This window comes from Streptomyces sp. NBC_00414, assembly GCF_036038375.1.
Classification (GTDB): Bacteria; Actinomycetota; Actinomycetes; order Streptomycetales; family Streptomycetaceae; genus Streptomyces.
The window spans coordinates 7,546,483-7,559,735 of sequence record NZ_CP107935.1 but is presented as its reverse complement, the minus strand read 5'-3'; the positions used below and the strand labels follow the sequence as shown (position 1 = coordinate 7,559,735).

The following is a 13,253-nucleotide window of genomic DNA, read 5'->3' as shown; positions in this document are numbered from 1 at the left end:
TGCGTTGTGGGGGTGCGTCACGGGTGGCTGGGGACGGTGGTGAGCAGCGGTTTCGGTGACGTCTCGCCCGCCGGTGACCCCATGACCGTGATGAGCAGGACCAGTGCGAACGCGAGGGCGAGACCGGTCGCGGCGGCGATCAGGGCGCGCATGCGGGCCTCCCGGCACAGGCGGAACCGAGTACATGGAGCGGAACCGACACGTGGAGCTGATACATCGTCAGATCGGGCACCGTAGCAACGGGCGGGCGAGATGAGAACACGTTGCGCACACAACCAGCGGCGCCCCCTCGCCGAAAGGTGAGGGGGCGCCGCTGGTTTGTCCGGGGTTCTGTCCGGGGCGCTAGGAGGCCGCCGCCGCCACCTTCAGCTCGACGGTCAGGGTCGCGCCGCCGGTCGTGGTGATCCGCAGCAGGTACGTGCCGGCCGTGTCGTCCGCGTACAGCTTCGGCAGCTTCAACAGGCCGTCCGCGCCCGTCTTGAGGCCCGCGAGCGTGCGTACCGCCTTGTCGTCCGCGTCCTTGAAGTACGGGCCCTTGTCGTTCTCGGTCGCGTCGTCCGCCGCCTTGATGAGCGTGGCGGTCGCGGCCACACCGTCCGCGACGGCGCCCTTGTACGTGGCCTTCACCTCGACCTGGTCGGCGAACTCGCCGCCCGGGACGCAGGTCAGCGCGGTGTCGGCGGTGCGGGCGAGGGCGTCGGCCTGGCGGGCGGTGACCGTCGCCGTGTAGTCGAGGCCGGAGAGGGTGCGGCCGACGACGGTGGCGCGCACCTTGAGGGCGCCGGTCTTCTCGCCCGCCTTCAGCGCGGGCGCGGTCGCCACGCCGGAGGCGTTGGTGACGACGGTCGCGACGCTCTCGCCTCCGGTGAAGACCGTGTCGGTGTCGCCGGTGATGGTGAACCGGACCCGGACCTTCGCGACGGCCTTGCCGGCCTTGGTCTCGGTACGGGCGGATATCTTCTCGGCGAAGGTGTCGCCCGCGGTCGCGGTGAGCTTCCCGGTGCCCGCGTCCTCCAGGTGGTCCACCGTCTCGGTGGGCGTCTGCGCCGGGGGCGTCGTGGGAGGCGGAGTCGTGGCGGGCGGCGTCGTGACCGGCGGGGTCGTGGTGGGCGGCTTCGGCTTCGGGCTCGTGGTGCCGCCGCCCGGGTTCTGGCCGCGGGGCGGTGTCGAGGCCGGCGACGTCGGACCGGGGCTCGCGCCGCCGGTGCCGTTGTCGCTGCGGTTGGAGGGCAGCGAGCCCGTGCCGTCCGGGACCTCGTGGGTGCCCTTGCGGTAGTACTCCAGCCACGACAGGACGGTGTTCAGATAGTCCGTCGAGTTGTTGTAGCTGAGGATGGCGCGCCTGAGGTCGGCGCTGTCGGACAGGTCCCAGTTGAACCGGCACAGGTAGTGGCCGGCCGCGAGGGCCGCGTCGTAGATGTTGTTGGGGTCCTTCTTGCCGTCGCCGTTGCCGTCGCGGCCCGACCATTCCCATGTGGAGGGGATGAACTGCATGGGGCCCACCGCGCGGTCGTGGGTGGTGTCCCCGTCGTACGCGCCGCCGTCGGTGTCGGTGATCCGCGCGAAGCCGACGCCGTTCAGGACGGGGCCGAGGATCGGGGTGATCGTGGTGCCGTTCGCGTCCACGTTGCCGCCGCGGGCCTGGCCGGACTCGACCTTGCCGATGGCCGCGAGGAGTTGCCAGGGGAGGTTGCACCCGGGCTTGGACCCGGCCAGCGACGTCTCGGCCTTCTTGTAGGCGTCGAGGACGGTCGCGGGTATGCCCGCTTCGGCGTCACCCGCGGCACCGGGGGTGTCACTGCTCGCGCTGGGTGACGGCGTCGGGCTGTTGAGCGGCGGAAGGTCCGTGTAGTAGGGCGAGTTGCCGGTCGCGCTGTCGTCGGCGTTCACATCGGGCGAGGGCTGTGAGTTGGTGTTCTGCCGGCCCTTCGAGGTGTCCGTCACGCCCGGGGCCTGGGATGCGGACAGAGCCGCGACCGCGAGAGCGGCCACGGCCGTGGTTGCCGCCCCCTTGACGACCCGCCTGCCGAATTGCGCCGCCATTGCGTGAACCCCTCCCGTGGACGTCCGTCCGTACTTCGCGCGTTCCCCTGCTGTCCGGTCGTGCGGCCGTATGCCCCCCATACGGCGACCCAGGCGACCCTACGACAACTTCTGCCGCGCAGACACCTGTTCGCGCCCGGTCTTCACCGGTTGGCCATATCCCGTTTGTCCGGCCCCCGCGCGCCTACCCCGCACCTCTGTGGAGGATGCGGGATCGCCGGGAACCGTTCCCTCATACTGGATGTCATCGATCAAGGGACGGCCAGGACCGTCCCGGAGACCGACAGATCCGTCAGAGCCGTCAGATCCGTCCAGAGTGCCACCGGATCGGTCGGATCCGGTCAACGTCGTTCGCGGGGAGCCCAGTTGCCGTTCACTCTCAGCCATGCCGCGGCCGTCCTGCCGGGGGTGCGCGCCGACGGGTCCGGACGGGGCCGACTGGTCCCTGCCGTGCTCGTGGCCGGTTCGTTCGCACCCGACATGACCTACTACGTGGCGAGTGTGCTGCCGGAGGCAATGGAGTTCGGCGACTTCACGCACTCCTTCACCGGGGTGTTCACCTTCGACGTCCTGGTCGCCTGGGCGCTCGTGGGCGCCTGGCTGGTACTGCGGGAACCACTGGTGGCACTGCTGCCCCGGGGCCGGCAGGGGAGCATCGGCGCCCTCCTTCGCTGCGGTACGCCGCGCGCCCGCCCGCAGGCCTCGCTCGCCCTGTGGTGGTACGTGTCCGCGGTGGTCGGCTCGCTCACCCACGTCGTGTGGGACGCGTTCACGCATCTCGACCGGTGGGGCATGCGGATCCTGCCCGTCCTGGGGCGGGAGATCGCGGGCTCTCCCCTGTACTGGTATCTGCAGTACGGCGGTTCGGCGCTCGCGGCCGTGGTGATCGTGTCGTTCCTGGTGGTGGCCCTGCGGCGGCAGCACGACGCCGAGCCGGCGGGGGTGCCCGTCCTGTCGGTGCGCGACCGCTGGCTCGCGGGGGCTCTGATCGGCGGCTGCGCGACGGTGGCGGCCGTCCAGCGGGCGACCCGGTGGTGGGAGTACTGGGGGTCGCGGGCCAAGCCCTGGGAGCTGATCCCCACGGTGTGTTTCGGGGCGGGGGCCGGGCTGGCCGTCGGGCTCGCCGCGTACGCCGTGGCGGTCAGGGTGTGGCGCCCGGCTCCGGTTCGTCCCACCCCGGCAGCGGCTCGTACGGAGCCGAGCCGTCCGGTTCCTCGCTGACCGTCGTCTCCGGGGTCTGCGGGATCTCCGGGGGGAGGGCGCGGCGCGGACCGCGCCCCTGGTACAGGCCCCGGTGGACGACCTGGGCTATGCGTTCGATGGTGCGGACGCCGTACGCCTTCGTGGGGTTGTCGTGGGTCAGGACGACGATCCGGTACGTGCGGCCCTCGCCCGAGAAGGCGCCGACGCTGTGGACGCGCCAGCCGTGGGTGGAGCGGGGCAGCCAGCCGTTCTTGACATGGGCCTTGAAGCCGCGCGGCATGCCCGCGGGGACGCCCCAGCGCTGGTCGGCGCGGACCTCGGCAAGCAGTTTGAGGCCGTAGGCGCGGGTGCGGAGGAACGAGCGGGTGTTCGTCAGGACGTCCAGCAGGCGCATCTGGTCGGCGGCCGTGGTGCGGGTGAGGCCCCAGTAGCCGCCGGGGCCCAGGACGGTGGCGCGGGTACGGACCCGGGCGAGGAAACCGTTCAGGTAGCTGTGGCCCTGTGCGGTCCACAGGCGCCGGGCGGCCGCGTTGTCCGAGCTGACGATCATGGGGCGTACGTTCGCCGTCTCCCAGCGGGTGAGCCGCCGGCCCAGCTTCTCGGCGCGCCGCAGCAGCCCCTCCATGATCAGCACCTTGGCGACGCTCGCGGAGTCGTACCGGCGCTCGCCGGCCAGCTCGCAGGTCAGGCCCAGGTCGTCGCGCACGGCCACGGAGACGGTGCCGCTCCTGTGCGACAGCGCCGCCTGGATGTCGTGCGACAGGCGTGCGGCGAGGCTTGGGGCGTGGGGGGCGTGACAGGTGACGGGGTCTGTGGGGGCGTCCGGGTCGGCGGGCAGGAAGCGGTGGCTGGCGGCGTCCGCCGGCCAGGACCCGCCGAACGTGGCGCCGGCCGGGAATCTGGGGCTCGCGGCGTTGGCGGAGACCGCGGCGACCGGGGTGAGGAGTGCGGAGGCGAGGGCTGCGACGAGTGCGGTGCGGCAGTGCCGTACGTACGGCACGTGGCGCGTGCGCCGCGTGTTCCCTATGAGAGGACCCATGCCCGCATCCTGGCTGCGCGCCCCCGCGGGGGCCCCTGGTCGGGGTCCACGCGAGTGAAACCCCCTGCGGGCGTTGGGGCGGGAGCTTCTCCGGGTGCGGGTCCGTCGAGGCTGAGTGCGCCGTTCCCCGCGCCCCTGGGTGAGTGAGGGTTTGGGTGACCTGCCGGGTACGGGCCGGTCGAGGCTGAGTGCGCCGTTCCCCGCGCCCCTGGGTGAGTGGGGGCGGGGCCGGCTTGCTGCGTGAGTCCTGCCTGCACCGACCGGCCCACCCGAACAATCCCGCGCCCCTTTTTCCAGGAGCGCAGACCCCGGCGCACCCTTTTGGGGCACGGGCCCCGGCGCACCTTTTGGGGGCGCGGGGAACTGCGCAATCTTTTAGGGGCGCGGGGAACGGCGCGGTCAGCAACAGCGGACCCGCACCCGAAGAACCCGCCCCCCCCCCAGCGGAGCTAGTGCGCTGCCGACTCCCAGTCGGGGCCCGAGCCGACAGAGACATCCAGCGGCGCCCGCAACTGCACCGCACCCGCCATCTCCCGACGGACGAGCTCCTCGGCCGTCGCCCGCTCCCCCGGAGCGATCTCCAGGACGATTTCGTCGTGGACCTGGAGGAGCATCCGGGACGCCAGCCCGGCCTCGCGCAGCGCCTTGTCCACGTGCAGCATGGCGATCTTCACGATGTCCGCCGCCGTGCCCTGGATCGGCGCGTTCAGAGCCATCCGCTCAGCAGCCTCGCGCCGCTGACGGTTGTCGCTGTTGAGGTCGGGGAGGTAGCGGCGGCGCCCGAAGAGCGTCGCCGTATAACCCGTGGCCCGCGCCTCGTCGACCGCCCGGCGCAGATAGTCCCGGACCCCGCCGAAGCGCTCGAAGTACGTGTCCATCAGGCCACGCGCCTCACCCGCTTCGATGTTGAGCTGCTGGGAGAGGCCGAAGGCGGACAGCCCGTAGGCCAGCCCGTACGACATGGCCTTGATCTTGCGGCGCATCTCCGCGTCGACGGCGTCGCGCTCCACGGAGAACACCTGGGAGGCGACGGTGGTGTGCAGGTCCTCGCCGGAGGTGAAGGCCGCCAGGAGTCCCTCGTCCTCGGACAGATGGGCCATCACGCGCAGTTCGATCTGGCTGTAGTCGGCGGTCATGAGGGACTCGAAGCCCTCGCCGACCACGAAGCCGCGGCGGATCGCGCGGCCCTCCTCGGTACGGACCGGGATGTTCTGCAGGTTCGGGTCCTGCGAGGAGAGGCGGCCCGTCGCGGCGACCGTCTGGTGGAAGGTGGTGTGGATGCGGCCGTCCGCGGCGATCGTCTTGATCAGGCCCTCGACGGTCACCCGCAGTTTCGCCTGCTCGCGGTGGCGGAGCATGATGACCGGCAGTTCGTGGTCGGTCTGCGCGGCGAGCCAGGCCAGCGCGTCGGCGTCCGTCGTGAAGCCGGTCTTCGTCTTCTTCGTCTTGGGCAGGCCCAGCTCACCGAAGAGGACTTCCTGGAGCTGCTTGGGCGAGCCGAGGTTGAACTCGTGTCCGACGGCCGCGTGCGCCTCCTTCACGGCCTGCTGGACGGCGCCCGCGAACATCTGCTCCATGGCCTCCAGGTGGGCCCTGTCCGCGGCGATGCCGTGCCGCTCCAGGCGGGCGAGCAGCTCGGAGGTGGGCAGTTCCATGTCCTGCAGCAGGTCGGCCGCGCCGACCTCCTTGAGCCGCTCCCCGAAGGCCTCGCCCAGGTCGAGGACGACGCGGGCCTGCACCATCAGCGCGTCGGCCTCGGCGCCCTCGTCCGCGCCGAAGGCGAGCTGCCCGTCGGCGGTCGCGGCCGGCGCCAGCTCCCGGCCGAGGTACTCCAGGGACAGCGCGTCCAGGTCGAAGGAGCGGCGGCCCGGCTTGACGAGATAGGCGGCGAGGGCGGTGTCCATGGCGATGCCCGCGACGCTCCAGCCGTGCTCGGCGAAGACCCGCATGACCGCCTTGGCGTTGTGCAGCACCTTGGGGCTGTCGGCGTCGGCGATCCAGCGCGCGAACGCGTTCTCGTCGCTCTCGTCGAGTGTCGAGGGGTCGAACCAGGCGGCGGCCCCGTCGGCCGCGGCGAGCGCGACCTCGGCGACCGATCCCGTGCCGAGCGCCCAGGTGTCGACCGTGGCCATGCCCAGGACCGCCGTGCCGTGCTCGGTGAGCCAGGGGCCCAGCTCGCCGGCGCCGAGGACCGTGCCGTCCACCGCCACGCCCGCGGCGACCGGAGCCGCGTCCTCGGCCTGCTCCGCCCCCGGGTCGACGGCGAGCAGCCGCTCGCGCAGCGACGGGTTACGGATCTCCAGGGTGTCCAGGACCATCGCGAGGGCCGTGCGGTCGTACGGAGCGCGCTCCAGGGCGGGCACCGCCTTCGGCAGCTCGACGTCCCGCACCATCTCGGTGAGACGGCGGTTGAGCTTGACCGCGTCCAGGTGGTCGCGGAAGTTCTGTCCCGCCTTGCCCTTGACCTCCTCGGCGCGCTCGACCAGCTCCGCGAACGAACCGAACTGGTTGATCCACTTCGCGGCGGTCTTCTCGCCGACGCCGGGAATGCCCGGCAGGTTGTCCGACGGGTCGCCGCGCAGGGCCGCGAAGTCGGGGTACTGCGCGGGCGTCAGCCCGTACTTCTCGAAGACCTTCTCCGGAGTGAACCGGGTCAGCTCGGAGACGCCCTTGGTCGGGTAGAGCACGGTGGTGTGCTCGGAGACCAGCTGGAAGGAGTCGCGGTCGCCGGTGACGATCAGCACGTCGAAGCCCTCGGCCTCGGCCTGCGTGGCGAGCGTGGCGATGATGTCGTCCGCCTCGAAGCCGTCCACGGCGAACCGCTCGGCGTTCATCGCGTCGAGGACCTCACCGATCAGCTCGACCTGGCCCTTGAACTCGTCCGGTGTCTTCGACCTGTTCGCCTTGTACTCCGTGAACTCCTCGGAGCGCCACGTCTTGCGCGACACGTCGAACGCCACCGCGAAGTGCGTGGGCGCCTCGTCGCGCAGCGTGTTGGCGAGCATCGACGCGAAACCGTAGATCGCGTTCGTCGGCTGGCCGGTCGCCGTCGTGAAGTTCTCCGCGGGCAGCGCGAAGAACGCGCGGTACGCCAGCGAATGCCCATCCATGAGCATCAGCCGCGGGCGTCCCCCGCCGGAGGTCTTCTCGGTCTTCTTCGATGCTGTCTCTGCCACACCCCCGATCCTGCCACGCCCCACTGACAGTCGGCCCCGCCCCGCCGCCCACGGCGGTGTTCCCGTGCCGGTTCTCCCCCGGCTTCGGCCCGTCGCGCGGACCGCGCGCGATCGTTCCCCGGGCCTGGCCCCGATACGTGTCAGCACCACGTGGGAGTATCGGAGACGTACCTCACACATGTGCTCGAAGAGGAGGCCGAGATGGCCGGCAAGCCGCCCCAGAGTGATCCGGTTCAGGACGCGCCGCAGGTCGCCGAGCCGAAGCACACCGCGGCCGGGCTGCCGGCCATCGGGCATTCCCTGCGCATGGCCCAGCGGCAGATGGGTGTGAAGCGCACGGCGCTGACGCTGCTGCGGGTCAATCAGAAGGACGGCTTCGACTGCCCGGGCTGCGCCTGGCCCGAGCCGGAGCACCGGCACACGGCGGAGTTCTGCGAGAACGGCGCGAAGGCGGTCGCGGAGGAGGCCACCCTGCGCCGCGTGACCCCGGACTTCTTCGCCGCGCACCCTGTCTCCGACCTCGCGACCCGCAGCGGCTACTGGCTGGGCCAGCAGGGCCGCCTCACGCACCCGATGTATCTCGCGGAGGGCGCCGACCGCTACGAGGCGGTGCCCTGGGAGCGTGCCTTCGACATCATCGCCGAGGAGCTGACCGGCCTCGCCTCCCCGGACGAGGCGCTGTTCTACACCTCGGGCCGCACCAGCAACGAGGCGGCGTTCCTGTACCAGTTGTTCGCCCGCGAGTTCGGCACGAACAACCTCCCCGACTGCTCGAACATGTGCCACGAGTCGTCCGGCTCGGCGCTGAACGAGACGATCGGCATCGGCAAGGGCAGCGTCCTGCTCGACGACCTCTACCAGGCGGACCTGATCATCGTGGCCGGGCAGAACCCGGGCACCAACCACCCGCGCATGCTCTCCGCCCTGGAGAAGGCGAAGTCGAACGGCGCGAAGATCATCACGGTGAACCCGCTGCCCGAGGCGGGCATGGAGCGCTTCAAGAACCCGCAGACCCCGCAGGGCATGGTCAAGGGCGCCGCGCTCACCGACCTGTTCCTGCAGATCCGTCTCGGCGGCGACCAGGCCCTCTTCCGCCTCCTGAACAAACTGATCCTGGAGACGGAGGGCGCCGTCGACGAGACCTTCGTCGGCGAACACACCCACGGTTACGAGGAGTTCGCCGAGGCCGCCCGCGCCGCCGACTGGGACGAGACGCTCACGGCGACGGGCCTCACGCGCGAGAGGATCGACGAAGCGCTGAGCATGGTCCTCGCCTCGAAGCGCACCATCGTCTGCTGGGCGATGGGCCTCACCCAGCACAAGCACTCCGTGCCGACGATCCGCGAGGTCGTCAACTTCCTTCTGCTGCGCGGCAACATCGGCCGGCCGGGCGCGGGCGTGTGCCCGGTGCGCGGTCACTCGAACGTGCAGGGCGACCGCACCATGGGCATCTTCGAGCGCCCCGCGCCCGCCTTCCTGGACGCCCTGGAGAAGGAGTTCGGCTTCGCCCCGCCGCGCGGCCACGGCTACGACGTCGTACGGGCCATCCGCGCGATGCGCGACGACAAGGCCAAGGTCTTCTTCGCGATGGGCGGCAACTTCGTGTCCGCCTCCCCCGACACCGAGGTCACCGAGGCGGCCATGCGCCGCGCCCGCCTGACCGTGCACGTGTCGACGAAGCTCAACCGCTCGCACGCCGTCACGGGCGCGCGGGCCCTGATCCTGCCCACCCTCGGCCGCACCGAGCGCGACCTGCAGGGCGGCGGCGAGCAGTTCGTGACCGTGGAGGACTCCATGGGCATGGTGCACGCCTCACGCGGCCGTCTGGAGCCCGCGAGCGCGCAGCTGCTGTCCGAGCCGGCCATCGTGTGCCGCCTCGCGCGCCGGGTCCTCGGCCACGAATCCCGCACCCCCTGGGAGGAGTTCGAGAAGGACTACGCGACCGTCCGCGACCGCATCGCGCGCGTCGTCCCGGGCTTCGACGACTTCAACACGCGCGTGGCCGACCCGGCGGGCTTCGCCCTCCCGCACGCCCCGCGCGACGAGCGGCGCTTCCCGACCGCCACCGGCAAGGCCAACTTCACCGCCGCGCCCGTCGAGTACCCGAAGGTCCCCGAGGGCCGCCTGCTCCTGCAGACCCTGCGCTCGCACGACCAGTACAACACCACGATCTACGGCCTCGACGACCGCTACCGGGGCATCAAGAACGGCCGCCGGGTGGTCCTGGTGAACCCCGAGGACGCCCGCGAGCTGGGCCTCGCCGACGGCTCGTACACCGATCTGGTCAGCGAGTGGAAGGACGGGGTGGAGCGGCGCGCCGCCGGTTTCCGCGTCGTGCACTACCCGACGGCCCGCGGCTGCGCGGCGGCGTACTACCCGGAGACGAACGTCCTGGTGCCGCTGGACGCCACCGCCGACACCAGCAACACGCCCGCCAGCAAGTCCGTCGTCGTCCGTCTGGAACAATCGGCTACCAACTGAGCGTTCGCTTAGAAGCCTCCTCCGGGCGCGGACTCCGGAGGCCGGCTCCAGGCGCACGACCGACGACGTAAGGAAACGGACCCCATGGGCGAGCAGCACCACGTGAAGTTCCCGCAAGAGGTCATCGACGAGTACTCGGCGCTCGGCGTGGACCTGGTCGCCATGTTCTCCGCCGGACACCTCGGCACCCGTATGGGCGTCCAGATCATCGAGGCCTCCGCGGAACGCGTCGTGGGCACCATGCCGGTCGAGGGCAACACCCAGCCCTACGGGCTCCTGCACGGCGGCGCCTCCGCCGTGCTCGCGGAGACCCTCGGCTCGGTCGGCGCCATGCTGCACGGCGGCAGTTCCAAGATCGCCGTCGGCGTCGACCTCAACTGCACCCACCACCGGGGCGCCCGCTCCGGCCTCGTCACCGCGGTGGCCACACCCCTGCACCGCGGCCGCTCGACAGCCACGTACGAGATCGTGATCAGCGACGAGGACGGCAAGCGGGTGTGCAGCGCCCGGCTGACCTGCATGCTGCGCGACGTGCGGCCGAGCGACGCGGAGCGGGTGGGCGCCACCGGCTGAACCGCCGGCCCGTCCGGTGCCCCGGGCATCCGTCCGGGCCGCCGGACAACCATGTCCGGCGGCGGCGTTGATCCCGGGCACCCGGCGGCCTAGCGTCGAGGCATGGGAACGGGCGGAGCCCCCTGGCGGGGGCAGGTGGTCGGGCTGGCGCTCCTGACCGCCGCGCTGACCGCCGGGGCCACCGGCTGCGGCGGGTCCGGCACCCACGGCGGCGCGACGGGCGCCCCGCCGAGCGCGCGCCCGGACTCCGGCGCCCGGTCGTCGCCCCCGGCCACCGCGCCCGAGGACGTTTGCGCACGCATCGTCGCGCACTGGTCGCGGGAGGTCCTGGACGGCGGCACCTACGGGGACTACCAGTCCGTGGGCCTGTCCAACGGGCAGTACGAGATCCTGAGGGACGTCGTGGACGCCGCCAGGGCCGAGCAGAGGCGCGAGGGCGCACAGGCGGCAGGCAGACTGATCGACCGCACCGCGCGCGAGCGGTGCGAGGAGCGGTACCGCAACGGCAGTCCGAGCGAAAGGCCCTGGAGTTGAGTGGTGTCGGCCCGGTCGAACCGGGTGAGGGCACGCGCGCGTGGGACGACATCGAGCCTCCCCCGCCACCGGGCCACGGACAACCGCGGACAGGCCCCGCGGCCTTCTACGCCCGGCACCGCCGCGCCCTGTTCGCGTCCGCGACGGCCGCGGCCCTCCTCGCGGCCGGCGGCTACCTCTACGCGACCCGGCCGCAGGCACCCCCGCCCGCGGTGGGGCCGTACCCGTCCCAGGTCGTCGACATCACCTATCTGGGCCGGGAGGGCTCACTCGCGAACGCGCCCAGGGGCCGTTTCACCTTCGCGGTGCGGGTCACCGCGCGGTCCGGACCCACCATCACCGTCGTGAAGATCTCCCAGCCCTACACGGGCCTGTCCCTGACGTCGGTGCCCAAGACACCGTTCCGCACGAAGACGGGTTTCGGCCACAAGATCATTGTCACTATGAATGTCACGGAATGCGCCAAAACACCGAGGAACGCCGGACTTCCTTTCCTGGACGTAACTCTGCGTAATACGCGCGCAATAGAAGACCACAGCTACATCCTGGGCGAGCGCTATGCGCACGACCTCTCAGAAGCCCTGCAAGTAGCCTGCAGCAACGACCCGCCGTCACTAGCAAAACGTCAGGACGCTGCTGAAAACACCGCCGCACGATCTGCGGGTTCTCACAATGTGGACCGGACGAATCGGCTGTAATTCCGCCCATCCGCCCACCGAGTACCGCTCTGCATTACCTCGTGTCATAACAAGAGCGTCACAGCCTTCGTCAGACTCTCCTCCACGTTCCCCCCACCCGCTTAGAGTCACGGCCAGTCACCGCGCCATAGGATTCGAAGAAATTTCGGCCCAGCGCTCGACTCGGCCCGTTCCACGAGGAACGGCCGTGCCAGGGAAAGGACTGCTGATCGTGCGTCAACGTTCGCTCATCGCCATCACCGCCGCTCTGGCGGCGGGAGCACTCACCCTCACCGCCTGTGGCTCGCGCGACGACGACGGCGGCTCGGACTCCGGCAGCGACGGCACCACTGTCGTCATCGGTGTCGACGCCCCGCTGACCGGCGACCTCTCCGCGCTGGGCCTCGGAATCAAGAACTCCGTGGACCTCGCCGCCAAGACGGCCAACAAGGAAAAGACCGTCGAGGGCATCACCTTCAAGGTCGAAGCCCTCGACGACCAGGCACAGCCCTCCGCGGGCCAGCAGAACGCCACCAAGTTCGTCGCCGACAAGGACGTCCTCGGTGTCGTCGGCCCGCTGAACTCCTCGGTCGCCGAGTCCATGCAGAAGGTCTTCGACGACGCCAAGCTCGTCGAGATCTCCCCCGCCAACACGGGCCCGACCCTCACCCAGGGCACGGACTGGCAGACCAAGAAGGTCCGCACGTACAAGTCGTACTTCCGCACCGCGACCACGGACGCCATCCAGGGCCCGTTCGCCGCGCAGTACGTCTACAACGACGCGAAGAAGAAGAAGGTCTTCGTCATCGACGACAAGAAGACCTACGGCGCCGGTCTGGCCGCCACCTTCACCGACGAGTTCAAGAAGGTCGGCGGCAAGGTCGTCGGGACCCAGCACATCGACCCCGACACCAAGGACTTCTCCGCCGTCGTCACCCAGGTGAAGAGCTCCGGCGCCGACGTCGTCTACTACGGCGGCGAGTACCCGCAGGCCGGCCCGCTCAGCAAGCAGATCAAGGCCGCGGGCGTCAAGGTCCCGCTCGTCGGCGGTGACGGCATCTACAGCGCCGACTTCATCAAGCTGGCCGGCGCCAGCGGCACCGGCGACCTCGCCACCTCGGTCGGCGCGCCCGTCGAGGACCTGCCCTCCGCCAAGGAGTTCGTCGCCAACTACAAGGCCGCGGGCTACAAGGAGGCCTACGAGGCCTACGGCGGCTACTCCTACGACTCGGGCTGGGCGATCATCGAGGCCGTGAAGAAGGTCGTCGAGGACAACGACGGCAAGCTCCCGGACGACGCCCGCGCCAAGATCACGGAAGCCGTGCAGAACGTCTCGTTCGACGGTGTGACCGGCAAGGTCTCCTTCGACGAGTACGGCGACACGACCAACAAGCAGCTCACGGTCTACTCCGTCGAGAACGGCGACTGGAAGGCCATCAAGTCCGGCACCTACACCGGCTGATCCACACCCGCACCACCTCTTGAGCCGCGCGGGGCGCCGCAGTACAAGCGCCCCGCGCGGACTCA

10 protein-coding genes are annotated in these 13,253 nt (G+C 70.8%); 6 read left to right on the top strand and 4 right to left on the bottom strand.

The window, feature by feature from the left end; translation table 11 throughout:
* Positions 1-17 precede the first annotated feature (17 nt).
* Together OHS59_RS32840 and OHS59_RS32835 are read right to left on the bottom strand one after the other, a co-directional pair.
* Positions 18-152, bottom strand: a complete 135-nt coding sequence (locus tag OHS59_RS32840; RefSeq protein ID WP_328496975.1) for an SPW_0924 family protein — start codon at positions 150-152, stop codon at positions 18-20.
* A gap of 190 nt (positions 153-342) precedes the next feature.
* Positions 343-2,043 carry a lytic transglycosylase domain-containing protein gene (locus OHS59_RS32835; RefSeq protein WP_328496974.1) on the bottom strand — a complete coding sequence of 567 codons (1,701 nt, stop codon included), beginning with the start codon at positions 2,041-2,043 and terminating at the stop codon, positions 343-345.
* A gap of 366 nt (positions 2,044-2,409) precedes the next feature.
* On the opposite strand from OHS59_RS32835, the gene OHS59_RS32830 reads away from it, so the two are divergent.
* The gene (locus tag OHS59_RS32830) at positions 2,410-3,264 is read left to right on the top strand and encodes a DUF4184 family protein (RefSeq protein ID WP_328496973.1); all 855 of its coding nucleotides are present in this window, start codon (positions 2,410-2,412) and stop codon (positions 3,262-3,264) included.
* On the opposite strand, the gene OHS59_RS32825 is transcribed toward OHS59_RS32830, so the two are convergent.
* Entirely contained in the window at positions 3,185-4,285 is a 1,101-nt protein-coding gene (locus OHS59_RS32825; RefSeq protein WP_328496972.1) for a serine hydrolase, read from the bottom strand. The two genes, OHS59_RS32830 and OHS59_RS32825, sit on opposite strands and share 80 nt — an antisense overlap.
* Positions 4,286-4,734: 449 nt before the next feature.
* A complete protein-coding gene (polA, locus tag OHS59_RS32820) occupies positions 4,735-7,461 on the bottom strand; it encodes a DNA polymerase I (protein ID WP_328496971.1) in 2,727 nt (908 codons plus the stop codon).
* A 201-nt stretch (positions 7,462-7,662) separates the two neighbouring features.
* Between polA and OHS59_RS32815 the strand changes: the two genes are divergently transcribed.
* The 5 genes from OHS59_RS32815 (at position 7,663) to OHS59_RS32795 (ending at position 13,188) form a co-directional block, all read left to right on the top strand.
* Positions 7,663-9,942, top strand: coding sequence for an FdhF/YdeP family oxidoreductase (locus OHS59_RS32815; RefSeq protein WP_328499445.1), 2,280 nt, complete (start codon positions 7,663-7,665; stop codon positions 9,940-9,942).
* 84 nt (positions 9,943-10,026) lie between these two features.
* Positions 10,027-10,515 (top strand): PaaI family thioesterase, encoded by a 489-nt coding sequence (locus OHS59_RS32810; protein WP_328496970.1) that lies wholly within the window; start codon positions 10,027-10,029, stop codon positions 10,513-10,515.
* A gap of 102 nt (positions 10,516-10,617) precedes the next feature.
* On the top strand, positions 10,618-11,049 hold the full coding sequence (locus OHS59_RS32805; protein WP_328496969.1) for a hypothetical protein: 432 nt from the start codon (positions 10,618-10,620) through the stop codon (positions 11,047-11,049).
* The gene (locus OHS59_RS32800) at positions 11,046-11,747 is read left to right on the top strand and encodes a Tat pathway signal sequence domain protein (RefSeq protein ID WP_328496968.1); all 702 of its coding nucleotides are present in this window, start codon (positions 11,046-11,048) and stop codon (positions 11,745-11,747) included. Before OHS59_RS32805 ends, OHS59_RS32800 begins: the two co-directional genes overlap by 4 nt.
* Before the next feature lie 211 nt (positions 11,748-11,958).
* Positions 11,959-13,188 carry a branched-chain amino acid ABC transporter substrate-binding protein gene (locus OHS59_RS32795; RefSeq protein ID WP_328496967.1) on the top strand — a complete coding sequence of 410 codons (1,230 nt, stop codon included), beginning with the start codon at positions 11,959-11,961 and terminating at the stop codon, positions 13,186-13,188.
* Positions 13,189-13,253 lie beyond the last annotated feature (65 nt).

Coding starts and splice junctions, on each gene's coding strand:
- OHS59_RS32840 (WP_328496975.1), bottom strand. CDS start 152: ATGCGCGCCCTGATCGCCGCCGCGACCGGTCTCGCCCTCGCGTTCGCA.
- OHS59_RS32835 (WP_328496974.1), bottom strand. CDS start 2,043: ATGGCGGCGCAATTCGGCAGGCGGGTCGTCAAGGGGGCGGCAACCACG.
- OHS59_RS32825 (WP_328496972.1), bottom strand. CDS start 4,285: ATGGGTCCTCTCATAGGGAACACGCGGCGCACGCGCCACGTGCCGTAC.
- OHS59_RS32815 (WP_328499445.1), top strand. CDS start 7,663: ATGGCCGGCAAGCCGCCCCAGAGTGATCCGGTTCAGGACGCGCCGCAG.
- OHS59_RS32810 (WP_328496970.1), top strand. CDS start 10,027: ATGGGCGAGCAGCACCACGTGAAGTTCCCGCAAGAGGTCATCGACGAG.
- OHS59_RS32805 (WP_328496969.1), top strand. CDS start 10,618: ATGGGAACGGGCGGAGCCCCCTGGCGGGGGCAGGTGGTCGGGCTGGCG.